The following is a 22,183-nucleotide window of genomic DNA, read 5'->3' as shown; positions in this document are numbered from 1 at the left end:
CTTCTTATTTCAGTTTCAGTTGTACCAAGGTTTCAATATGGTCCGTATGCGGAAAGAAATCAAAGGCTTCCACATCTTTTACATCATAATATTGAGTCAGGATTTTTAAATCTGCCGCCAAAGTGACGGGATTGCAAGAAATATACAATATATTTTTTACGCCAGATTCGGCCACCGCTTTGGCTGCTTTGGGGTGCATGCCCGAGCGAGGAGGGTCCAAAATAATCAGCACGTCTTTGCGTTCCAACGGTTGTTGCTTTACAAAATCTTCTACTTTAGCGCAGAAAAATTGCACGTTTTTGACGTCATTGATTTTGGCGTTTTCAATACCGTTGTAAATAGCCGGTGCTACAGACTCCACACACAGGCTTTTTTCGCACAAATCGGCACAAGAAAGTGAAAAACTGCCCGCTCCGCCATACAAATCATAAATCACTTTGGGGGAAATTTCTTTGACCAAAGCCCGCACGCGAGAGTACATCTTCTGTGCAGATAACGTATTGGTTTGAAAGAAAGACTGCGGAGAAAGTTTAAACGTCACTTCACGCTCTTGTTTGCCGGCGGGAGAAGATAAAATAATTTTTTCACTGATAAAGTCTTTCCCTTTCAATACGCGCAAACTTTCCGGTGCGGCCGTATCGGCTAAGCCAGTATTGACCGCTATCATAATATTCGCTTCAGGCCAAACGCTTTCTACCGCATTTACAAAACTTTTTTCGGGCACGTCGTCCGTCACAAACAAGACTACAATCGCCTCACCGGTATTTTTTCCCACGCGCAACATAATATGGCGCAATATACCCGTATGTTTACGGTGATCGTAATACTCCAAATTTTCCGCTTGGGCCCATGCGCGTACCGCTTGCAAAAGCGGAATTAAATGCTCATCAAAAAGATAACATTGCTCAATATCTACTGCGCGGTCCCAACGGCCTTTGAGTTTAAAACCCAAAGTTTGCTCAAACTCCAACGGAACGGTTTTATCGCGCTTTACTTTTTTATCAAAAGGCTCTTTCCAAATGGGCTGACGGCAAAAGCCCAACTCCACTTTATTGCGAAAGAAAACGGGATTGTCCGTTTTGGTAGCGGGGATATCCGCAGACCAAAAATCTTTTAAAATTTCTTTTAAACGTTCTTGTTTTTTGGCTACTTGATCTTCATAAGCCAAATCCAACATGGCGCAACCGCCGCATTGTTTGAAATGTTTGCAAGTAATCTTAGGCATTGACTTTAAACAGGCAGACATCGCCGTCCTTTACAATATATTCTTTTCCTTCAGAGCGAATCAGCCCATGCTCACGCAAAGACTTTTCATCACCGTATTTAGCCAAATCGTCAAAAGTATAAACGTCGGCGCGAATAAAACCTTTTTCAAAATCACTGTGGATTTTTCCCGCCGCTTGAGGAGCGGTACAACCTACAGGAATCAGCCAACTGCGCACTTCCACTTCCGGCCCTGCCGTAAAATAGGTACAAAGGTTTAACAATTTCATGCCTTCGCGCACCACACGCTCCAAACCGGTGTAATCATTGCCGGTTTCGGCTAAAAAGGCTTTCTTTTCTTCTTCAGAAAATTCGGCAATGTCGGCTTCAAATTTTACGGAAAGTTCCACAAATCCGGCATTGGTTTCTTGGGCATATTGGGCCACTTTTTCAGCATTGGCCACGTTGCGCGTTTCAGAGTTATTCCCCACATACAAAACGGGTTTTGCCGTTAAAAATTGATATTCGCGCAAGACTTCCGGTTCTAAGCCCAAAGCAGACACCGGTTTTCCATCTTCCAATGCGGCTTTGATTTTTTTCATGGTTTCAAAGGCAGCCACTGCTTCTTTCTTGCCGCTTTTGGCATTACTGCCTAAACGATCGCAAATTTTGCTGGCAGATTCCAAATCAGCCAACATAAGTTCCGTATTGATGACCTCAATATCGCGCAAAGGATCTACAGAGTTCATAACATGGGTGACATTTTCGTCTTCAAACAAACGCACCACATGAATAATGGCGTCCACTTCACGAATATTGGCCAAAAATTTATTGCCCAGTCCCTCTCCTTGGCTGGCCCCTTTTACAATACCGGCAATATCTACGAATTTGATAAAAGCAGCCGTTTTCTTGGGAGGTTTAAACATATCAAACAATTGGTCCAACCGTTTGTCCGGAATAGCCACGATACCCACATTGGGCTCAATGGTACAAAAAGGATAATTGCTGGCTTCTGCGCCGGCACAAGTAAGTGCATTAAAAAGGGTGGATTTGCCTACATTGGGCAGTCCTACGATACCAATTTCCATGAAAATCTCCTTAGGTAGGAATAAAACTTCAAGATATATATCTATTTTACCATTTTAAAACATAAAAAGCCCTGCCGCGTGGAGCCATTTTTTTCTTTTACTATTCATCTTTTGTCATAATTTGCTAAAATATAAGTGTTCAGTCCCGTTCGTCTAGCGGCCCAGGACGCCGCCCTCTCAAGGCGGAGATCACGAGTTCGAATCTCGTACGGGACGTTCTTTTACCCTACAAATTAGGGTTTTTAACCCGGTTTTACCGGGTTTTTTTGTTGAATGGAGAAATAAAATGGAACTGTCTGTATTACAAAATGTCTTGCTTTACGCACTAATTTTATTAGTGTTGGTCTTACCTTTGTCCGTACATAAGGTAGAGGAAAATTTGGAAGTTTTCCTTTTCTGCTGTGGTGCTTTTGCCGTCACCGTCACCAACAGTTGGAGTTGGCACCTGATTACAACTGCTTTAGAAGACCCTATCACTATTACTGTTGCCGTTTTTGTGGCCGGTCTTTTATTTAAATTCAGCCACAAACTGTTGCAAATTCTTACACATAAAACCGTTGCTTTCATCGGCTTGCGCGCCACGATGGCTTTGACTGTTTTCTTATTGGGTATAACCTCTAGTTTGATTACCGCCATCATCGCTGCACTTATTTTGTCTGAAATTGTCCTTTTACTTCCCTTGCAACGCAAAGCCCGCATTCAATTGGTTGTTTATTGTTGTTATGCCATCGGTATGGGCGCGGTGCTCACCTCTATCGGAGAACCTTTGGGAACGATTGTTCTTTCCAAACTCAAGGGAGAACCCTATAATGCCGGTTTCTGGTTTTTAGTAGAACATTTGGGATGGTACGTATTAGCCGGCAACGTCTTATTAGCTGTTTTAGCCTCTCGCATTAAATGTGAAGAACAAAAAGAAAACATCGAATCCAAAAAAGAAGTATCCGTCACAGAACACAGCATCAAAAATATCTTTGTACGCGCTGCCAAAGTATATCTTTTCGTGATGGCTTTGGTTATGTTGGGTGATGGCTTGAAGCCGCTGGCTGAAAAAACCATTTCTCACTTGTCTTCCAATGTTTTGTATTTTATCAATATGCTTTCCGCTATTTTAGATAATGCAACCTTGGCTGCTATTGAAATCACACCCGACATTTCTTTGCGCAACTTAATGTTCCTTTTACTGAGTTTAATTATTTCCGGCGGTATGTTAATCCCTGGCAATATCCCCAACATTATTTGTGCTTCTAAACTCAAAATTAAAAGTAAAGAATGGGCTAAAGCCGCTTTACCTTTGGGGGTTGTCCTCATGGTGGGTTATTTCATTGCTTTGACCATCATTCTGTAATGATTTCCTATTTTTAATATAATATTGAGGAAATACACTTTAAAAGGAGAATACATGAAAATTCATTCTTTCAACGTACAACCCAATTTGCCGGAAAATATCAAGTTCTTAGAAGAACTAGCCAATAATATGTGGTTCACTTGGAACTGGCCGGCCATCATGCTTTTTGTACAAATTGATGCCAAATTATGGAACGACTCCAACCGCAACCCCAAATGGATGCTCGGGTGCGTTCCTCAAAAAAGATTTGAAGAATTAAGCAAAGACCCTGCTTTTGTAGAACAAGTCAACAAAGTAAAAGAAATTTATTATAACTACAAAAACAATTCCAATACCTGGTACAAACAACACAAGCAAGAACAGGGCGATATGTTGGCAGCCTATTTCTCTATGGAGTACGGTATTGGTGAAGGTTTGCCCATTTATTCTGGCGGCTTGGGTATGTTGGCCGGAGATCATATTAAATCCGCCAGCGACTTGGGCCTTCCCATCATTGGCGTTGGTCTTTTCTATAAAAAAGGCTATGGTCAACAACTCTTAAACCGCGAAGGTTGGCAAAACGAAGAATTCCCCGATAACGATTGGGCCCACATGGCTGTAGAGCATGTGTTAGACCAAAACGGGCACGAAATCGTAGTGGATATTCCGTTAGGTTTTAACGAAACCGTAAAAGCCTGTGTCTGGCGTGTAAAAGTGGGTCGTACAGATTTATACTTATTAGACACCAACTTGCAAGAAAACACCCCCGCCCAACGCTTAATCACCGAAAAATTGTACGGTGGCGATCGTGAAAATCGTATCCGTCAGGAAATTGTTTTGGGCATCGGCGGTGTAAAGGCTTTAAATGCAATGGGGCTCCATCCCACCGTTTATCACATTAACGAAGGGCACAGTGCCTTCCTCTTATTGCAACGCATCATTGACATTATGACCCAACGCCAAATGAGTTTTGCTCAAGCACGTGAGATTGTGTGGGCATCCTCTGTATTTACCACCCATACGCCCGTTATCGCAGGTAATGAACACTTTGATCCTGTACTCGTGCGCAAATATATGGAATATTATGCACAAGCAATGGGTATTTCTTGGAATGAATTCTTGGCTTTGGGTAAAGAAAAAGAAGACTCTGCCACTTTCTGCATGACCGTTTTGGCTTTGCGCTTGACCGCTTATGCTAACGGCGTAGCCAAATTGCATGGAAAAGTAAGCCGCGAAATGTGGGCCAATTTGTGGCCGACCTTGCCGGAAAATGAAGTACCCATCGGCAGCATTACCAACGGTATCCACAGTGCTTCTTGGATTTCTCACGAAATGAACGACTTGTTCCGCAAATACTTATTAAACGGCAATCAATTGGGTGAGTTTGACCCCTCCGACAAACCGATGTGGGACAAAGTAAATGAAATCCCCGACGAAGAAATTTGGAACATTCACGTACAACGCAAAGCAAAACTTATCAATATGGCCCGCACTCGCATCAAACGCCAGCTAAAACGTCAGGGCTTTGATGTGATGACGGTCAATAAAGCCAGCCATGTCTTAAAACCGGACGTGCTGACCATTGGCTTTGCACGCCGCTTTGCCACGTACAAACGTGCCACACTTTTGTTTAAAGATTTGGATCGCTTGGATAAAATCATCAACAATCCCTTGCGCCCGATTCAATTTGTCTTTGCCGGTAAAGCCCACCCGGCCGATACTGCAGGCAAAGAGTTCATTAAAACTATTTACGGATTAACCCAAAACGACCCGCGTTTCAAAAACAAAATCGTATTTGTGGAAGACTACAATATGAACATTGCCCGTTATATGGTGCAAGGCGTGGACGTGTGGCTTAATAACCCGATTCGCCCGATGGAAGCCAGCGGCACCTCCGGCATGAAAGCTGCGTTAAACGGCGCCTTAATGCTTTCTATCTTAGACGGTTGGTGGGACGAAGTGGGACCGTGCGACTTTGGGTGGTCCATCGGCGGAGCCGAAAAGTATGGCTCCGAAGCAGAACGCGACGCAGTGGAAGCCGAGTCCTTGTACAACTTGCTTGAACAAGAAATTGCTCCCTCTTACTATGCTAAAAATGAGAAAGGTTTCTCTGCTGCCTGGTTGGCTTTGATGAAGAAATCCATTCAGGAAATTGCTCCTTTCTTCAATACCAACCGCATGGTAAAAGAATATTACGAGAAATTCTATGTAGGAGCCAACAACTTTGGCCAAATTTTAAATCAAGGTGAAACAGCAGCCAATGTTTCTTCTTGGCGCAAAAAAATTGCGGAAAATTGGTATCGCGTCAGCATTACCGATATTACGCCGGCCTTTGATAAAGCCATTTTGATGGGAGACCAGCTTACTTTCCGCGCGCGCGTATTTTTAGGCGGTTTGGCTCCGGAAGATGTACAAGTAGAACTTTACTTGGGTACTCGCGGTACTTTGGGCGGAATTGAAAAAGAAAACGCCGTCAATATGCACGTGGTAGGAAATGAGGGAGATGCCTATATTTATGAAGTGCAAATCTCTCCGTTTAACAGCGGTCGCCAAGACTATGTCTTGCGCATTTTGCCTGCTTGTGACAAAATCCCCAATGTGTTAACGCCGTTCTTTATCCGCTGGGAAGAATAGTTCTTCGCTGCTTTTTCTGTCGATAAAGCAGCCAAAAATTTAGCGGGCGAAAGGATATTTTACAGTTATTTCCATAAAAATATTTTCCTTTCGTCCGCTTATTTTTAGACCCCCGAAGATTGAAAAAATCTTAACACATGGCATGCTAAACATTGTACTGATAAATCCTGAAATTCCTTTTAATACCGGCAATATTGGCCGTTCCTGTGTGGCTACCGGAACGCGCCTGCACTTGGTAGGAAAGTTGGGTTTTAAAATAGAGTCCAAAGAAATCCGCCGTTCGGGGCTGGACTATTGGCCCAACTTGGACTACAAAAGATATGAAAAATGGGAAGAATTTTTACAGGAAAATAACCCTTCTCAAGAACAACTTTTTTTTATGTCCACCAAAGGAGAAAAAAGTTATTTTCAGGCACAGTTTAAAGATGGGGATTTTTTGTGCTTTGGTGCAGAATCCTGTGGTCTTCCTAAAGAGTTTTACCAAACGTACCAAGACCGTTTGTTTACTATTCCCATGACGGGCCCCGTTCGCTCTTTAAACTTGTCTTCATCGGCCGCTATTACGCTTTTTGAAGCCTTACGGCAAACCAAATATTGCAAATAGACAAAATAAAAACCCGACTTAAAGTCGGGTTTTTATTTTATTAAAAACTCCACCCTGTTTCTCCCGATTCAAGCTTCACAGATTGTATGGCACCTAATGCTTTACAATATTTTTGCGTCCCGGTACAAATCTTCTTTGTTGTTTCTCCTTCTTCATTCGTAAAATAAAGGTTATAAGCGCCGGTGGTCCTTTCACACAAAACATCTTGAAAATTCGTATTTCCATCTCTAATTTCACAAGAAAAATACTTGCTTTTCGTTGTAGCTGCCGCATCCAACGCCCAAGGAACACGCTCCCAGTTATATACATTGCCATCTTGAATATAAAAAGCATTCAAAGCATCACTGATGGCGGCGGCATTATGCAGACCTTCCAGCCCGCGTCCTTTTTCCATTGCCACCTTGTATTTGGATACCGCCAACGTGGCCAACACACTTACTACTACCATAACAATTAAAAGTTCTACCAACGTAAATCCTTTTTTCATATTTCTTCTTCCTTATAAAGATTCTTCATCTTTTAAATAGTCTATCAAATGTGCATGACCATTTAAAATAATAACATTGTTTCCTTCATAATCTTCTATGGCAAAGTGATTGCTGGCCACAATGCCGCACATTCTTAAAAAGAAAGCATCTAAATCTTCCGCCACTACTATTTTTTCATCTTCATCGCGGCCGAAAGTAATAATTTGTCCTACTTTCCCTTCCGTGTCCGGGTCTAAATCCACCCCGATATGATTACCGCCGGCATCGTCACAAAGAGGAATCCATTTTGCGTTAACATAATTCTTTTTAATGTGCCCTTCGGGTACGGAAGTGGCGAATTCTTCTATATCTTTTAAATCTTCTTCGCTCAAATCTTTTTTCACGGCTTGCCATTCTTTCCACGCTTGTACCATTTGATCTAAGCTGTATAACGGAAACCCCAATAACACTCCACAAATAAAACAATCTTTTTCACCATTGTTTTTGCGATAAACATTCTTCAAACTTTCCGGAAAAGAAATACCCATTTCCGCTTCGGCGCGTTTAATAGCTTCTTCATCGGCACCCGGGGCCAACTGCTCCAACAAAGCAGGAAATTTTGTAGAAAGCTGCCATTTATATTGGTCCCACATTCCATAGTTTTCGGTTGTCATAAAAATATCCTCCATAATCTTTTTTTATTATAGCAAATCAATATTATTTTGCATTCTCTGTTCATTTTGAGAGCACACGGACAGCTGTTTTTTATAAAATATAAGTAAATGAACGTTCGCAAACTTTTTTGGATTTTATTTTTTCTCAACCTGTTCAACTACATAGACAGGCAAGTGCTTTTTTCCGTCTTCCCACTTATTCAGCAAGAATTGCATATCTCGGATTTTCAATTAGGCTTTTTGGCCTCTGTATTTATGGTGGTGTATATGTGCTACGCGCCGATTGTAGGTTTCTTTGCCGACAGGCACCCACGCCAATATTGGATTGCTTCCAGCGCTCTTATTTGGAGCGGAGCTACTTTTTTAAGCGGATTTGTCCAAAACTACACTTCTCTTTTAACAACGCGTTCTTTTATCGGTATCGGAGAAGGAGGCTTCACCACCATTGCCCAACCTTTTTTGGCGGAACAATATCCTAAAAACAAAAGGGCTACTATCCTTTCTTATTTCGGTTTAGCCTTACCCGCCGGCAGTGCGCTAGGCTATTTATTGGGGGCCGTTATCGGAGCCGGTTGGGGGTGGAGAGCAGCCTTTATGATTGTGGGGGTGCCGGGCTTTTTGCTGGGTTTATTGACTTTCTTCCACATTAAAGACCGGGAGCATCGCCATTTGGAAAAGCGTAAAAAACCGGGTTTATCTCAGTACTTTACACTACTGAAAAATACACCTTTTTTGTTGCTCTGTTTGGGCCATGCCATGCAAACTTTTACTTTAGGCGGTCTATCTGCCTGGATGCCGACTTACTTCCACCGTTTCTTTGATTTAGGCATTGCACAAGCGGGCACATTATTTGGAATAATGGTTATTTTGGCCGGTGCATTGGGCACTTTCATCGGAGGAAAACTTTCTGATAAATTCCTGCAAAAAACCAATTCCGCCCATTTTATCGTTATCTTGGCCAGTTTTATCACTTTTATCCCTTTTGCCGCCATCGGGGTCATCAGTTCTTCTTTGCCTTTAACCATTTTTTCGTTCTTTTTAGCTATTACCTTTATCTTTATGCCGCTGGGGCCCATCAGCGCTTCTTTGGTGGCTTTAAGTGGAAGAAAAGTGCGCTCTATGGCTTTTGCACTGAACATCTTTTTAATTCATGCGCTGGGCGATGCCATCTCCCCTGCTTTAATAGGCCGTATTTCAGATGCTTTTGGCCTTGCAATCGCCGTTTTAAGTTGTTCTGCGGTGATGCTGCCTGCTAGTATCCTTATGTATTATGCCGCCAAATTTGCCCGTGCTGAGGGCCGTTTAATCCGCTACTACGCAGAAGATTGTGCTGAATAATAAAAAAGCCGCTCTCAAAAGAGCGGCTTTTAAATGTTCTCGTTTCTTATTTCACGAAATCATATCCTGCTTGTAAGGCTTTTTTATTCAGTTCCAACATTTCAGGCTTGGCGCGTTTATACACCTTTTTCATCGCATCAGCCACACTTTGCAGGCTTACCGCTCCTGTCAACTTAATAAAAGCACCCAAAGCCACCAAATTGGCAATACGGGCCATGCCCAATTCTTCAGCAATTTGGTTGCAAGGCACACAAAACACGTTGATATCAGTCCGAGTAGGACGAGAATTAATAAGCGAGCTGTTTAAAATCAACACACCGTCTTTTTTCAGCAACGGTTCAAACTTAGGTAAAGAAGGCTCATTCATCACAATCACCGTATCCGGTGCCGAAACGATAGGAGTGTAAACTTCACCGTCAGTCACCACCACCGAGCAGTTGGCTGTACCGCCGCGCATTTCCGGCCCGTAAGAGGGCAACCAGCTGGCATTTTTCTTGTCTTCCACTCCGGCTTGGGCTAATAAAATACCGGCTGAAACAACCCCTTGTCCGCCGAAACCGGCTATTCTAATTCCTTGGTACATTATTTAGCCTCCTCGTTTTTAAACACGCCTAAAGGATATTGCGGCATCATTTGTGTACGCACAAATTCTAAGGCTTGCTCTACGCTGGCATGCCAATTGGTAGGACACTGAGATAACACTTCCACCATAGAAAAGCCCACTCCTTTCACTTGATTTTCAAAAGCCTTTTTAATGGCTTTTTTAGCGGCCATCACATGTTGGGGTGTATCTACGGCCACACGTTCTAAATACTTAGCACCGGTAATTTGGGAAAGCATTTCGCACATGTTAATCGGCCAACCTTGCAATTTTGGATCGCGTCCTTTAGGAGCGGTAGTAGCCACTTGACCAACTAATGTAGTCGGAGCCATTTGACCGCCGGTCATACCGTAAATAGCATTATTGATAAAGACCACCGTAATATTTTCACTGCGAACGGCCGCATGCACAATTTCGGCCATACCGATAGAGGCCAAATCTCCATCACCTTGATAAGAAAACACAATCGCTTGCGGTTTAGAGCGTTTAATGCCTGTGGCAATGGCCGGGCCACGACCATGCGCTCCCTGCACCATATCGCAAGCAAAATAATCATCGGCAAACACCCCGCAACCAACCGGTGCTACACCAATCACGCGATCTGCGATTTTTAGTTCGTCAAAGGTTTCTGCCATTAAACGGTGCACAATACCATGCCCGCAACCGGGACAGTAATGCATGGGAATATCGGTTAAACTTTGCGGTTTTTTAGCTAAAATAGTCATCTTATTTGCCCCCCTTGCAATCGCCTTGCACACCCAAAGACGTGTCGCGCTCACAACTGTAAGCAAAATCTCCTGCATGATCCTGCAGGTCAAACAAGCCTTCCTTCTCACCGTTTAGACAAGATTGAACAGCCGTCAAAATACTTTTCCCGTCCGGTTGACCTCCGGCCGGATATGCATTTAAATATACTGTAGCGGCACCGCCTACGGCCAATTTTACATCTTGCACCAATTGTCCCAAACTTTGTTCCACTGTTAAAACGGCTTTTGTTTTTGCGGCTAACTCCGCCAAGCGTTTGGACGGAAAAGGCCATAAGGTGATCGGGCGGAAAAGCCCTACCTTCAGCCCTTCTTCTTTGGCTTTGTTGACAGCTTCTAAACAAGCACGAGAAGACAAACCATAAGCGACTAATAAAACATCGCAATCTTCGGCATTTCTTTCTTCCCAGCGAGCTTCTGTTTTTTCCATCAAGCCGTAGCGTTTGGCACGTTGCTCAACATCAGCGATGAGATTATCGCCTTTATAGGAAAATACTTTTCTTTTGGGCCGGCCGTTCTTTTCAATATCCACTGCCCAATCCAATTTACCCAACCGGTTCGGATCAATGGGATCAAAATTAAAAGACATACTTTCCATCATTTGTCCCAAAATACCGTCTGCTAAAATCATGCAAGGCATGCGGTATTTTTCGGCTAATTCAAATCCTAGTTTCGGAAAATTACCCAATTCCTCCACAGAGTTCGGGGCCAAAACAATGACACGATAGTCCCCATTACCGCCACCGCGAGTGGCTTGAAAATAATCCCCCTGCGCTCCGTTAATACTGCCCAAACCGGGTCCACCGCGCATTACATTGACAATCAGACAGGGCAAATCGGCACTGGCTAAATAAGTAATACCTTCTTGTTTCAAACTGATACCAGGTGATGAAGAAGAAGTCATACTGCGTGTACCGGTAGCAGCAGCACCGTAGACCATGTTGATAGCAGCTACTTCGCTCTCGGCTTGCACAAAAGCACCGCCGGCGTCTGCCATGTGAGCAGACATATATTCCGGCACTTCATTTTGCGGAGTAATGGGATATCCGGCAAAAAAACGAGCTCCGGCCCGAATAGCACCTTCGGCCAAAGCTTCATTGCCTTTTCTTAAAGTTTTCTCTGTCATAAAATCCTCAAATTTATTCCTTGATTACCGTGATGGCCACATCGGGGCACATCATATAGCACATCGTACAACCGATGCAATCTTGCGGCCGTTGCATTTCAGCGGGGAAATATCCTTTTTTGCTGATGGTGGTAGATTTACCCAAGCATTTTTTAGGGCATGCATTCACACATAAATAACAGGCTTTACAGCGGTTTACATCTACTTCTATTCTAGGCATAAGATGCCTCCTTGAAAAGGACTCCCTTAAAGTATATGTCTTTTACAGGCAGATATGCAATAAAAAACAAAGATGATTTGTTAAAATATTTTTATGCAAAAAACAGATTATTATTTATTATTTTCCCATGCAAAAACTTTATTAAATCCTCAGTATGGCCGTTTGTCCAACATGGCCAACTTATCGGCGCTTTTATATCAATATATGCCGGATATTAATTGGGCCGGATTTTATATATTAGATGACGATATTCTGCGCTTAGGCCCCTTTCAAGGAAAGCCCGCCTGCACCGAAATCGAAATAGGCAAGGGGGTCTGCGGAACAGCAGTGGCTCAACAAAAAATATTAATTGTGCCTGACGTACATCAATTTGCGGGGCACATTGCCTGTGATAGTGCTTCTAAAAGTGAAATCGTGTTGCCTTTATTTAAAGACGGGGCAATATGGGGTGTATTGGATATAGATTCTCCGACTGAAAACAGATTTTCTTTACAAGATAGCCAAGAATTACAAAAAATAACCGCGCTTTTATAAAAAGCGCGGTAATAGTAAAAAAAGAAATGCCGAGGGACAGGATCGAACTGTCGACACCTGGTTTTTCAGACCAGTGCTCTACCACTGAGCTACCTCGGCATTACTCATATATTATAACAAAAATAAATGAGTTTGAAAACATTCCTTTTTAATTTCTTAACAACAACCACAGTCTTCTTCAGAAACTTCAGGAATATTTAATAGTTTAGCATAGTCAAAACTTGCCGGAGTATCCGAGCAAGACCATTCGTGATTTTGAGACAACACCAATTTAGCATTTTGACCGCTTTCAGGATTTTCTTCATCGTAATAACATATACAAACTTGTTCATTTTTATATCCAACAGAAGGACCAAAAAGACCACTTTGAGGATCCGAAGCAAAAAATTCAAAATACTTTGTTTCACTGGGAACTTCTATATCTAACTCAGATAACTCGGAACATTCATTCTCCTTTTCTAAAAAACACACATCTTTGGCTGTTTTAATGCTTTTCAGCAAAGTAATTGCTTCGGCAAAGCGTGTTTTGGTGACTGCTTTGGTGTATTGCGGCAAAGCAACTGCCGACAAAATGCCGATAATCAAAACAACAACCAGTAGTTCAATCAACGTAAAACCTTTTTTCATATTTTCCACTCCTTTTGTCGGGCCCCAAAAAACAAAAACGGCTGTTTTCCCAGAGCCGCAAACAGGTAGCCCTTAAGAAACAGCCGTGGTCTGCCGCCCATAGGACGGCAAACACTCGGCACAAAATAATCGGGTAATTAGTCCGCTTACTTTGTGCCTAAAACGACTGTTTTTGGCCTGTTTGCGTGCCGATTTTACTCGGCATACACCATATCTGAATATGGTTCCAAAAACAGATTAAATTTTATTTTTCGCAAAAACTGCGAGTACTTCTTTTTTTCCTCCTTTTATCTCACTTGGAGTAAAGCAAAATGCAGGTAATCCGTCTCCGGCATGCCGATTAGGACCGGATGGTCTTTGGCCTGTCCGCGCAGTTCCAACATCACCGCACGTTTACCGGATTTACTGACGCCTTGACGGATAATATCTACAAACAGTTCGCGTGAAATGTGGTGAGAACAGGTGGAAAAGGCCAAATAACCGCCCGTTTCCAAGCCTTCTAAGGCCATCTTAACCAACTTCACATACAAACCCACCGCTTGCGGCAAATTTTTGCGGCTTTTGGCAAAAGCCGGCGGATCCAAAAGCACAAAATCTGGTTGCTCAGGCAGTTCCTTTTTCTTCATGGCAGACAAAATACGCTCGGCATCGTCTCTGCGGAATACGGCCAAATCTTTTACACCGTTGAGTTCAGCATTTTTATTGGCAAATTCCACTGCCGCGGCGGAGGAATCCACCCCCCACACTTGAGCAGCCCCTTCTAAAGCGGCCGTAATGCCGAAAGAGCCAATATAAGAGTACAAATCCACCACTAATTTATCTTTGAAATACGGTTTTAAAAATTCGCGGTTTTCACGTTGGTCAAAGTAAAAACCTGTTTTTTGACCTACACGCAAGGGAACCTCATACTTCACTTTATTTTCTTCAATCAGCACCGTATCGGGCACTTCTCCCACAATTTCAGGTGTATTACCCAATCCTTCCAACGTGCGAAAAGCGCTATCAGCGCGGTACAAAATACCTTTGGGTTTAAAAATCTTTTTAAGAGCGGCAGTAATGGCTTCTTTTTGTTTTTCCATACCGGCAGTCAAAATTTCTACCACCAGCACATCGCCATAACGATCCACAATAAGTCCCGGCATATTGTCCGACTCGCCATAACACATACGGCCGTATTTGCGCACACCGATTTCTTTGCGATACTCATAAGCCGTATCTAAATTTTGAAAAATGAAATCTTCCGGCAGTTCCTCCGGCCCCTTTTGAATCATGCGCACAGCAATCAAACTGTGCGGATTAAAAAAGCCTGTACCCACGCAATTGCCATCACTATCTAATACACGCACCAAACTGCCCGGCTCGATAGAGGTGTCCAACCCGTCAATTTCATTAGAAAAAATCCAATAATGTCCTGCCGCAATACGGCGGTGTTCTTTCGGTTTTAATTTGATTTCAATCATCAGTTAAGTTCCTTGTTTAAATCATCTACTTCATTTACAGGCACACCGGAAGCACATAACGGACAATCCTGAGCCGTAAAGGTTTGAATAGGGTAAGAAAGCAAAGCACGAAGCGGAATTTCCAAAGGCAAAATACCCATAGAGCGGTCCACCATAACAGCAATGCCCAACACTTTCGCTCCGGCCGCTTTAACGATTTCCTCAGCACGCAATACTTTGCGTCCACCCACAGTCACATCATCTACCAAAAGTACCGTTTCACCGGGTTTGATGACAAAATTATGTTTTAAAATCATTTTTCCGTCTCCGGCCGGAGAAGCAAAAATAGCCCGAGCCCCGCGTACGCGCGCTACTTCTTGCGCAAGTACAGAGTTAGACGGAGTAAGCGCCATTACCACATCGGCTTTGGCAGAGAATTTATCTGACATAGCCTGTGCGATTTTTTGCGCTAAATTAGGGTGTTGCAAAAGCAGTGATGTCTGAATGTAGGTCTGACTATGAAAGCCGGAAGGCATGACAAAATGCCCCTCCACAATGGCTCCATGTTCCTGCAAAAGTGACAAGAGGTCTAGGTTATTTTTTAGCATTGAATTCTCCTTTCAAAAAATCGCGGCTTTTATTAAAATCTGTTCTTAATCCCCGTCGGCGGGCGGTATCTATTTGTTCTTTGGTTTTTTTGGCACGCAACATCTCTAATTTAGGCTTTAACATAGAAGAAGAAACCTTAAATGCCAATGCCGGATTGCCAGACTCATCGGTCAAGTTTTCCGCCAAGATACCACCTTTTTTAGAGGACGGAGTAAACATCGTCCAAATCACTAACTCAAAGTTTTCACGCACCCAATCTACCCAACCGGATACAGCAGCCGATATCACCGGCCCTTGCGTAAAAGCATTGTTAATAATCATTGTACCGTTTTTAAAGTCTACAGAGCCAGCCATTTCATTAAATGCAACGTCTTTCAATACTTCCCCTACTTTAAAACTTCCGCTTCTTTCCATGCGATGCATCATAATAAAGGGCGTAAAAGTAATATTGAGGGCTTGTTGTTCTTCGGCCAACTTTTCCATTTGATGGATAATGCCTTCTTCAAGTTTCATGTCTAAAGTACCGTTTAGTTCTTTTGCACCGGCCACCATATTTGTAAAGGCAAATTCAGCATTAAAACGATTTCCGGACAAAACAGTGCTGGTAAAAGTATCTGCAAACAAAGTACCCGAAAAATTAGGCATAAATTGAGGTAAACGATCTCTAAAATTGCGCATCCAAGCCAAATCTCCGGTTTGAACGGGTAAAGGTTTATGTTTCTTTTTGGGAATTTCCAAAATAACCTCTACAAAATCCATGACCGTAGCAATAAATTTCATCGGTTCAAAATTTTGCAAATAAATGGAAGTGTCTATATTGCGTTTTTTGCTCTTAATATTATCAATAGACAAGCGCATTTTTAGCGGAACCTGATTTAAAAGAGCCGAAGAAATAAATGCATATACATCGCCTTTTCGATAAGAACCGGTCATTTTTAATGCATCAAACAAAGTATCGGCCACTTTTACCTGTCCGTTGGTCGTTTGGACATATAAATCCGTAAAATCTTTTTTGGCTACAAAACTTCCATCTAATTCAGAAACCAAAAATCCCCAAAAATCTCCGGAAACTCCTTTAGTACTTATTTCTACTAAAGGTAAAGAGAACTTCCCTTTTTCTCTTTTGACAGATGCCGAAAGTGCGCCCTTGCCTTTCATCGCAAAACGCGATAAAGACGGCCAGCGTTTGCTAAGTATAGCCAAATCGTTCCAAGCAGTTTTAAGATTAAATTCTGCTTTAATAGGTTTGGCAGAAAAATCGGCCTTTCCTGATAAGGTAAAATTCAAATTATCCGTCTTACTTGTTAACTCATTGATGGTCAAAAAGCTGTACCCTTCCGTCAATACGCCTCTGGCAGAAATCTTACTGGTCGGAGCCCGAAACGTGGGCAAATTTTTATGAAATACGGATAAATCCTGATTATCAAAAGCAGGGGCGGAAAGCAAAATATTAAAAAACGGTGTACGTAAATTATCCAAATCCAGCGTCAAACTAACCGGTTTTTGAAACAGAGACACCTGCGTCTTAAAATTGCGCAGAGCAAACTTGCTCCAATCAAAATTGGCAAAATTAACTTGTCCGTTTCCGCGTATTTCCAAATCGGAAATATTTTCTCCCCAGCGATTTCTTAATACCGTTTCCATTCTAAAGCGGGATAATTCATCAAATTTTAATTTAGGGAAGTGAACATCCAACCCATACACCGCATGGCTGACACCGCGCCCTAAATCTTTATAACTAAGCACACCGTCATGGATACGCCAATCTTCAATACTGATATCTATTTTTTCTCCGGTGGTTTGACTGACAAAATTTTTCTGCGTTTCTGCCGCACGCACCGGCGGCACATTATAATTGCCGTCCGGCCCGCGCACTACACTGATACGTGGCCGATTGAGAGTCACTTCGTCAATAATCAATTTATGTTCCAACAAAGGAAGTATTTTATAACGAATGGTCACAGATTCTGCCGCAATAAACGGCTCTGACGGCAATACTTCTGTATCCAATACGGCAAATCCGTTTAATTGAACCGTATTTAAAAACTTTAAATCCAAAGAGGTGATCACCACCGGTCTATCAAACAATTCTTGTAGTTGATGGACCAAAAGTTCACTGATTTGCTGCGCATTAAACATTTTCTGAGCTGCTATCCACAAACCCATTAATAGCAAAAACAGAAACATAACCGTAAATAACAGTGTGCGGAAAAATAAGGAAATCGTTCCTTTGGCAAAACGAAATATTTTAGAACGCTTTTTTCCGCTTTCTTTTTTTTGCTTTTTTTCTTTTTTGCTCATAAAATCCTAGCGATGCGCCGTTATTAGAAGGTCTACTATATAGTTTATCACAATTTTCCACAAATTATAGGTACTGTTAATCATTCCGCGCAGCATTTCCAAAAGTTCGACCCTTTGCGGAAATAAACATTTCAAAACCAAAGCCAGCACCAGCATATTACACAGAATAATAATTACAATAGAAAAAATATTTCCACCCGCCATTTTTAAATCCGGTTGCTGCGTTTCCCACAGGGTCTTGCACGTTTGCACCCCATGAAATGCCATAAAAAACCCTACCATAAAAATAAAAATTGAACGATACTGCTCTACCGGCCAAAAAAGCCCACACCCTACATAAATAAGGCCCACAATAACGGCATAAAACGGAACAAAATAAGGGGCCAACACCACTGCGGCATTGCAACGATCCATTTTTACGTGACCGCTGTCTTTTTTTACAGACATATCATGAACTCTAAACCCAAAGAACATCGCCGCCACCGCATGCGTCGTCTCATGGCCAAAAACATACATCCGTTCAAATTTATAGATTGAAAAATGAATCACAGCGTATAAAGTGGCTCCGCTTAAAAAGCCGACGGTATTTTGCAAATCGGCAAAAACATGCCAACAAACACCAAAAACTTCCGCCACCGCAAAAAAAGCAAGCGGCAGTAAAACAATAGCCAAAAGAAATTTAATAAAATTTTTCATTAAAATTTTTGATTCCAATTTTTAGTGCGGTATTGTTGTTCGGACAATTGTTTACTTTGTTGTAAAATATCCGAAGAAACAGGATTGATCCGAAAAGAAACATTTAATGCCTTTCCTATTGCTTCTGCCACACAATGCCTAAATATCGGCTTTGTTCGGGCTTGCTCACATTGCAAAGAACCTTGATAAAGAACTTTGTTGCCAAATCGACGAATAGCGCCGCCTAAAATTTTCCTGCCACCAGCCAGCAAATCGTCCTCCACCGGATTTGCAAAGCAACCCATCGCCTTTCCTTGATGACTGGGAGCATATGCTTGGCAATCTACCGCTTCTTGACGGCTGCTGAAAAAAGAGGCTTTTTGTAAAAGTATATTTTCAATACTGCTATGCAACTGTGCATAAATTTCTTTTGGGCGGGACCACTTGCTTTCAAACACCAAACTAAAAGTTAAATCTTCCCCATGAAACACCACTCCCCCACCGGTAGGACGGCGACACAACGGACCTGCTGTAGCAAAGCATTGCTTAGACACTTCTTGATAAAATTGAGCATAGCCAAATGTCACCGCCGGTCCTTCTTTCCAATGGTAAAAACGCAACACCGGCCCCTGCAGTGACGCATGCACCAATACCTCATCTAAGGCCATTTGTTCATATACATCTAAAGCGGGAGTTAATAAGTTATCAGCCATAAAAAATCGGCGCGGTTTATCGCCGCGCCGTTCTAAATTACCAGCGCAGATTAGGCTCGCGTGCTGCACTTACCTCATCAATGCGTTTGACGGGTTGTTGTAGCGGAGCATCATGCACGATTTGCGGTTGAGAAACGATTTCTGCAAAAATGGCTTTCATCGCTTCTGCAAATAAATCCAACATTTCTTTATTTTCCGTCTCCGTCGGCTCAATCATCATGGCCTCCGGTACAATGAGCGGAAAATAAATGGTCGGTGCGTAAAAACCGTAATCCAACAATCGTTTGGCAATATCCGCCGTACGAATGCCGTTCATCTTGTCTTTTTGCAAAGTCAGCACACATTCATGCATGCAGGGAGCATCAAAAAATGCAGGGAAATAGTCCCTTAATAGCACGCGGATATAATTGGCATTTAACACCGCTTGTTCGGCCACTTGATGAAGCGTCTTTTCATCGTATTGACGCAAGAAACAATAAGCCCTGATGCATACGGCAATATTACCGTAAAAGGCTTTGACTTTGCCTAAAGAACGTGGCATATTTTCCTGCAAAACAAATTTTCCGTCTTTTTTCATCACCGTTGGCTTAGGCAAGAACTCAGCCAAATGGGCTGCCACTCCTACCGGACCGGAACCGGGTCCACCGCCTCCATGAGGGGCGGCAAAACTCTTATGCAAATTAAGATGCATCATATCTACCCCAAATAAAGCCGGTTTAGCCACACCCATAATGGCATTGAAATTGGCCCCGTCCATATAGAGCAAAGCACCTGCTGCATGCACCATTTCGGCAATTTGGCAAATATCTTTTTCAAAAAGGCCCACCGTATTGGGTACGGTCAGCATCACTACCGCCGTTTTTTCAGACAAAACATTCTTCAATGCTTCCTTGTCCACACACCCATCAGCACCGGACTTGATATTTATAACTTTATATCCTGCCATATTAGAGGTGGCAGGGTTGGTGCCGTGTGCGGTATCAGGGACAACGACTTCCGTACGTTGATGTTCTCCACGTGCCTGAAAATAGGCTTTGGCCGTCAAAATGCCCGTCAATTCGCCATGTGCGCCAGCAGCCGGCTGTAAGGTAAAAGCGGACAGGCCCGTCACTTCTTTGAGCAACTCTTGCAAGTTATACAGCAGTTCCAACGTGCCCTGCAGCCCCGTTTGCGGAGCAAAAGGATGTGCCGTAGCAAAGCCCTCCAGACTGCTTAAAACATCATAAGATTTGGGATTGTATTTCATCGTACAAGACCCCAAAGGATAAAAGTGGCTATCCAAACAATAGTTCTGTCGGGAAAGATTGGTAAAGTGGCGCACTGTATCCAATTCGCTCATTTCGGGCAGTCTCGGTGCGTGTTGACGCAAAAGTTCTTTTGGCAGGATATCTTGGGGAGCAAGGGCAGCTTTTTCAAAGCGTATTCCACGACGCCCCACAACGGATTTTTCTATGCTTAAGGTATTTTTTTTCATGATTTCTTGCATATTAAAACCCCCTCAATGCTTCTGCAAATTTCTGCAAATCTTCTGCAGTTTTGGTTTCCGTCACACATACCAATAAGCAGTTTTTTAGACTATCGCAAATTTGCCCCAAATCATAACCGGCAGCAATTCCTTGCTTTTCTAATTTTTCAATCACTTCTTGGGCAGAAGTGTTTAGCTCCACTACAAACTCATTGTAAAAATGACCCGTAAATTTTATTTTATGACCACCCTTTACAAGCATTTCTTTTAATTCGTGCGCATGCGATAAATTCAAAGAGGATACTTCTTTCAGCCCTTCCGGACCGACCAAAGTTAGATAAATAACCGCATTGAGCGCACATAGGGCTTCATTAGAACAAATATTAGAGGCTGCTCTTTCGCGGCGAATATGTTGTTCACGCGCCTGTAAGGTCAAGACAAAACTACGTTTGCCGTCTTTATCTTTGGCGATACCTACGATACGGCCCGGCACTTGACGCACATAGGCTTGTTTGCAGGTAAAAATACCCAATCCGGGACCGCCAAAATGCATAGCATTTCCTAAACTTTGGCCTTCGGCTACGGCAAAATCGGCTCCATATTCACCCGGTGTTTGCAAGACACCTAATGACAAAGGATTTACTACCGCCACGAACAAAGCTCCCGCTTGATGCGTCATATCACTTAAAGACTGCATGGGTTCTAACTGTCCTAAAAAGTTAGGGCCGGCTATGACTACGCAAGCCGTATCCTCTCCCAAAGCCGTCTGCAGAGATTGAATATCGGTCAGTCCATCTTTAAGAGGAACTTCCTGCAATACAGTTTCAGGCACATTTTTCAGATACGTGTGCAAAACTTCTTTATAATGCGGATGAAGACCGGCAGAGAACAAAATTTTCTTTCTATTATTTACACGCACAGAAGCCAAACAGGCCTCTGCCAAAGCGGTGGCTCCGTCATAATGGGAAGCGCTGCACACATCCATATTAAACAAAGCACAAATGCTGCTTTGAAACTCATAAATAGTTTGCAAAGTGCCTTGACTGGCCTCTGCCTGATAAGGAGTATACGCCGTCAAAAATTCACCACGTGAACTCAAAGCATTAACGGCAGCTGGGATAAAATGTTCCTCACAGCCTGCACCGATAAAATTAAGATAAGACTTATTTTTGCCAGCCAAAGCATGCAGATGTTTGTGCAAGGCATCCTCCGTCAAAGCAGACGGCATGGAAAAAGAGGGATATAATAAATTTTCGGGAATAGATTTAAAAAGTTCTTTGATAGAAGAAACACCTATTTTTTTCAGCATTTCTTTCTCATTTTCGGGGGTATTGGACGTAAACATAAGCACCTCTAAAAAACCCCCGCCGATCAGACGGGGGAAAATAAAAACACATTAAAGCGTTTCTTGATAGGATTTTAAGTCTAACAAAGCATCATACTCTGCCGGAGCGGAGACTTTGATTTTAAAGAGCCAGCCGTCCGTATGAGCAGAACGGTTGACCAAAGCAGGATCTGTGTTTAAGGCTTCATTGACTTGCACAATTTCACCGCTCATCGGTGCATAAATTTCAGAGGCGGACTTAACGGACTCAATAACACAACAATTCTGTCCGGCCGTCACTTGTTGGCCTACTTTGGGCAAGTCCACAAAAACAATATCTCCAATTTCTTGTTGGGCATGTTCGCTAATACCTACGGTAGCAACGTCCCCTTCCAAATAAGCCCATTCATGGGTTTTAGAATATTTACTGTTTTCTGCTGTATGCATAAGATT

General features: G+C 42.7%; 22 protein-coding genes and 2 tRNA genes. 6 read left to right on the top strand and 18 right to left on the bottom strand.

The window, feature by feature from the left end; genetic code table 11:
• Positions 1-4: 4 nt before the first annotated feature.
• Positions 5-1,225, bottom strand: a complete 1,221-nt coding sequence (gene rlmD / locus IKL48_05090; GenBank protein MBR3604031.1) for a 23S rRNA (uracil(1939)-C(5))-methyltransferase RlmD — start codon at positions 1,223-1,225, stop codon at positions 5-7.
• Positions 1,218-2,297, bottom strand: a complete 1,080-nt coding sequence (gene ychF, locus IKL48_05085; GenBank protein MBR3604030.1) for a redox-regulated ATPase YchF — start codon at positions 2,295-2,297, stop codon at positions 1,218-1,220. Before ychF ends, rlmD begins: the two co-directional genes overlap by 8 nt.
• Before the next feature lie 136 nt (positions 2,298-2,433).
• Between ychF and IKL48_05080 the strand changes: the two genes are divergently transcribed.
• The 4 genes from IKL48_05080 (at position 2,434) to IKL48_05065 (ending at position 6,853) form a co-directional block, all read left to right on the top strand.
• A tRNA-Glu gene (locus IKL48_05080) sits at positions 2,434-2,507 on the top strand.
• 70 nt (positions 2,508-2,577) lie between these two features.
• Positions 2,578-3,636, top strand: coding sequence for a DUF1646 family protein (locus tag IKL48_05075; GenBank protein MBR3604029.1), 1,059 nt, complete (start codon positions 2,578-2,580; stop codon positions 3,634-3,636).
• A gap of 54 nt (positions 3,637-3,690) precedes the next feature.
• A complete protein-coding gene (gene glgP / locus IKL48_05070; GenBank protein MBR3604028.1) occupies positions 3,691-6,249 on the top strand; it encodes an alpha-glucan family phosphorylase in 2,559 nt (852 codons plus the stop codon).
• Positions 6,250-6,391: 142 nt separating this feature from the next.
• Positions 6,392-6,853 (top strand): tRNA (cytidine(34)-2'-O)-methyltransferase, encoded by a 462-nt coding sequence (locus tag IKL48_05065; GenBank protein ID MBR3604027.1) that lies wholly within the window; start codon positions 6,392-6,394, stop codon positions 6,851-6,853.
• 40 nt (positions 6,854-6,893) lie between these two features.
• On the opposite strand, the gene IKL48_05060 is transcribed toward IKL48_05065, so the two are convergent.
• Positions 6,894-7,340 (bottom strand): type II secretion system protein, encoded by a 447-nt coding sequence (locus tag IKL48_05060; protein MBR3604026.1) that lies wholly within the window; start codon positions 7,338-7,340, stop codon positions 6,894-6,896.
• Between the two features lie 12 nt (positions 7,341-7,352).
• The gene (locus IKL48_05055) at positions 7,353-7,994 is read right to left on the bottom strand and encodes an SMI1/KNR4 family protein (protein ID MBR3604025.1); all 642 of its coding nucleotides are present in this window, start codon (positions 7,992-7,994) and stop codon (positions 7,353-7,355) included.
• A 108-nt stretch (positions 7,995-8,102) separates the two neighbouring features.
• Between IKL48_05055 and IKL48_05050 the strand changes: the two genes are divergently transcribed.
• On the top strand, positions 8,103-9,332 hold the full coding sequence (locus IKL48_05050; GenBank protein MBR3604024.1) for an MFS transporter: 1,230 nt from the start codon (positions 8,103-8,105) through the stop codon (positions 9,330-9,332).
• 46 nt (positions 9,333-9,378) lie between these two features.
• Here IKL48_05050 and IKL48_05045 read toward each other — a convergent pair whose 3' ends face one another.
• Genes IKL48_05045 through IKL48_05030 form a run of 4 tightly spaced genes read right to left on the bottom strand, consistent with a single transcriptional unit; the run spans position 9,379 to position 12,043 of the window.
• The gene (locus IKL48_05045) at positions 9,379-9,915 is read right to left on the bottom strand and encodes a 2-oxoacid:acceptor oxidoreductase family protein (GenBank protein MBR3604023.1); all 537 of its coding nucleotides are present in this window, start codon (positions 9,913-9,915) and stop codon (positions 9,379-9,381) included.
• Positions 9,915-10,658, bottom strand: a complete 744-nt coding sequence (locus IKL48_05040; GenBank protein ID MBR3604022.1) for a 2-oxoglutarate oxidoreductase — start codon at positions 10,656-10,658, stop codon at positions 9,915-9,917. Before IKL48_05040 ends, IKL48_05045 begins: the two co-directional genes overlap by 1 nt.
• Position 10,659: 1 nt before the next feature.
• Positions 10,660-11,823 carry a 3-methyl-2-oxobutanoate dehydrogenase subunit VorB gene (vorB, locus tag IKL48_05035; GenBank protein ID MBR3604021.1) on the bottom strand — a complete coding sequence of 388 codons (1,164 nt, stop codon included), beginning with the start codon at positions 11,821-11,823 and terminating at the stop codon, positions 10,660-10,662.
• Positions 11,824-11,836: 13 nt separating this feature from the next.
• Entirely contained in the window at positions 11,837-12,043 is a 207-nt protein-coding gene (locus tag IKL48_05030; GenBank protein MBR3604020.1) for a 4Fe-4S binding protein, read from the bottom strand.
• A 93-nt stretch (positions 12,044-12,136) separates the two neighbouring features.
• On the opposite strand from IKL48_05030, the gene IKL48_05025 reads away from it, so the two are divergent.
• Complete coding sequence (locus tag IKL48_05025) at positions 12,137-12,577, top strand: GAF domain-containing protein (GenBank protein ID MBR3604019.1); 441 nt, start codon at positions 12,137-12,139, stop codon at positions 12,575-12,577.
• Between the two features lie 27 nt (positions 12,578-12,604).
• Here the strand turns inward: IKL48_05025 and IKL48_05020 are convergent.
• The 10 genes from IKL48_05020 to gcvH all read right to left on the bottom strand — a co-directional run bounded on the left by IKL48_05020 (position 12,605) and on the right by gcvH (position 22,177).
• Positions 12,605-12,676: transfer RNA gene (locus IKL48_05020), tRNA-Phe, on the bottom strand.
• A 57-nt stretch (positions 12,677-12,733) separates the two neighbouring features.
• Positions 12,734-13,204 carry a prepilin-type N-terminal cleavage/methylation domain-containing protein gene (locus IKL48_05015; GenBank protein MBR3604018.1) on the bottom strand — a complete coding sequence of 157 codons (471 nt, stop codon included), beginning with the start codon at positions 13,202-13,204 and terminating at the stop codon, positions 12,734-12,736.
• 287 nt (positions 13,205-13,491) lie between these two features.
• Complete coding sequence (locus tag IKL48_05010; protein ID MBR3604017.1) at positions 13,492-14,664, bottom strand: class I SAM-dependent rRNA methyltransferase; 1,173 nt, start codon at positions 14,662-14,664, stop codon at positions 13,492-13,494.
• Entirely contained in the window at positions 14,664-15,251 is a 588-nt protein-coding gene (locus tag IKL48_05005; GenBank protein ID MBR3604016.1) for a hypothetical protein, read from the bottom strand. The genes IKL48_05010 and IKL48_05005 overlap by 1 nt, the downstream gene beginning before the upstream one ends.
• Positions 15,238-17,553 carry a hypothetical protein gene (locus tag IKL48_05000; GenBank protein ID MBR3604015.1) on the bottom strand — a complete coding sequence of 772 codons (2,316 nt, stop codon included), beginning with the start codon at positions 17,551-17,553 and terminating at the stop codon, positions 15,238-15,240. Before IKL48_05000 ends, IKL48_05005 begins: the two co-directional genes overlap by 14 nt.
• A 6-nt stretch (positions 17,554-17,559) precedes the next feature.
• Positions 17,560-18,249, bottom strand: a complete 690-nt coding sequence (locus tag IKL48_04995; protein ID MBR3604014.1) for a hypothetical protein — start codon at positions 18,247-18,249, stop codon at positions 17,560-17,562.
• Positions 18,249-18,941, bottom strand: coding sequence for a hypothetical protein (locus IKL48_04990; GenBank protein MBR3604013.1), 693 nt, complete (start codon positions 18,939-18,941; stop codon positions 18,249-18,251). Before IKL48_04990 ends, IKL48_04995 begins: the two co-directional genes overlap by 1 nt.
• A gap of 37 nt (positions 18,942-18,978) precedes the next feature.
• Complete coding sequence (gene gcvPB, locus IKL48_04985; GenBank protein MBR3604012.1) at positions 18,979-20,415, bottom strand: aminomethyl-transferring glycine dehydrogenase subunit GcvPB; 1,437 nt, start codon at positions 20,413-20,415, stop codon at positions 18,979-18,981.
• Between the two features lie 13 nt (positions 20,416-20,428).
• Entirely contained in the window at positions 20,429-21,751 is a 1,323-nt protein-coding gene (gene gcvPA / locus IKL48_04980) for an aminomethyl-transferring glycine dehydrogenase subunit GcvPA (GenBank protein ID MBR3604011.1), read from the bottom strand.
• Positions 21,752-21,802: 51 nt separating this feature from the next.
• Complete coding sequence (gene gcvH / locus IKL48_04975) at positions 21,803-22,177, bottom strand: glycine cleavage system protein GcvH (GenBank protein MBR3604010.1); 375 nt, start codon at positions 22,175-22,177, stop codon at positions 21,803-21,805.
• Positions 22,178-22,183: the final 6 nt, after the last annotated feature.

The sequence above is a fragment of the Elusimicrobiaceae bacterium genome (assembly GCA_017520185.1).
Classification (GTDB): Bacteria; Elusimicrobiota; Elusimicrobia; order Elusimicrobiales; family Elusimicrobiaceae; genus Avelusimicrobium.
The sequence above is the reverse complement of the archived record's forward strand: the minus strand, read 5'-3'. Positions and strand labels throughout refer to the sequence as shown.

Excerpts from the sequence above, each read along its gene's own strand:
- gcvPB (MBR3604012.1), bottom strand. The coding sequence starts at position 20,415 with ATGAAAAAAAATACCTTAAGCATAGAAAAATCCGTTGTGGGGCGTCGT.
- IKL48_05060 (MBR3604026.1), bottom strand. The coding sequence starts at position 7,340 with ATGAAAAAAGGATTTACGTTGGTAGAACTTTTAATTGTTATGGTAGTA.
- IKL48_05010 (MBR3604017.1), bottom strand. The coding sequence starts at position 14,664 with ATGATTGAAATCAAATTAAAACCGAAAGAACACCGCCGTATTGCGGCA.
- IKL48_05005 (MBR3604016.1), bottom strand. The coding sequence starts at position 15,251 with ATGCTAAAAAATAACCTAGACCTCTTGTCACTTTTGCAGGAACATGGA.
- IKL48_05040 (MBR3604022.1), bottom strand. The coding sequence starts at position 10,658 with ATGACTATTTTAGCTAAAAAACCGCAAAGTTTAACCGATATTCCCATG.
- IKL48_05055 (MBR3604025.1), bottom strand. The coding sequence starts at position 7,994 with ATGACAACCGAAAACTATGGAATGTGGGACCAATATAAATGGCAGCTT.
- IKL48_05075 (MBR3604029.1), top strand. The coding sequence starts at position 2,578 with ATGGAACTGTCTGTATTACAAAATGTCTTGCTTTACGCACTAATTTTA.
- IKL48_05050 (MBR3604024.1), top strand. The coding sequence starts at position 8,103 with ATGAACGTTCGCAAACTTTTTTGGATTTTATTTTTTCTCAACCTGTTC.
- rlmD (MBR3604031.1), bottom strand. The coding sequence starts at position 1,225 with ATGCCTAAGATTACTTGCAAACATTTCAAACAATGCGGCGGTTGCGCC.
- IKL48_05025 (MBR3604019.1), top strand. The coding sequence starts at position 12,137 with ATGCAAAAAACAGATTATTATTTATTATTTTCCCATGCAAAAACTTTA.
- gcvH (MBR3604010.1), bottom strand. The coding sequence starts at position 22,177 with ATGCATACAGCAGAAAACAGTAAATATTCTAAAACCCATGAATGGGCT.
- glgP (MBR3604028.1), top strand. The coding sequence starts at position 3,691 with ATGAAAATTCATTCTTTCAACGTACAACCCAATTTGCCGGAAAATATC.
- IKL48_05000 (MBR3604015.1), bottom strand. The coding sequence starts at position 17,553 with ATGAGCAAAAAAGAAAAAAAGCAAAAAAAAGAAAGCGGAAAAAAGCGT.
- IKL48_05030 (MBR3604020.1), bottom strand. The coding sequence starts at position 12,043 with ATGCCTAGAATAGAAGTAGATGTAAACCGCTGTAAAGCCTGTTATTTA.
- gcvPA (MBR3604011.1), bottom strand. The coding sequence starts at position 21,751 with ATGTTTACGTCCAATACCCCCGAAAATGAGAAAGAAATGCTGAAAAAA.
- IKL48_04995 (MBR3604014.1), bottom strand. The coding sequence starts at position 18,249 with ATGAAAAATTTTATTAAATTTCTTTTGGCTATTGTTTTACTGCCGCTT.
- IKL48_05045 (MBR3604023.1), bottom strand. The coding sequence starts at position 9,915 with ATGTACCAAGGAATTAGAATAGCCGGTTTCGGCGGACAAGGGGTTGTT.
- IKL48_05015 (MBR3604018.1), bottom strand. The coding sequence starts at position 13,204 with ATGAAAAAAGGTTTTACGTTGATTGAACTACTGGTTGTTGTTTTGATT.
- IKL48_05065 (MBR3604027.1), top strand. The coding sequence starts at position 6,392 with ATGCTAAACATTGTACTGATAAATCCTGAAATTCCTTTTAATACCGGC.
- IKL48_04990 (MBR3604013.1), bottom strand. The coding sequence starts at position 18,941 with ATGGCTGATAACTTATTAACTCCCGCTTTAGATGTATATGAACAAATG.
- vorB (MBR3604021.1), bottom strand. The coding sequence starts at position 11,823 with ATGACAGAGAAAACTTTAAGAAAAGGCAATGAAGCTTTGGCCGAAGGT.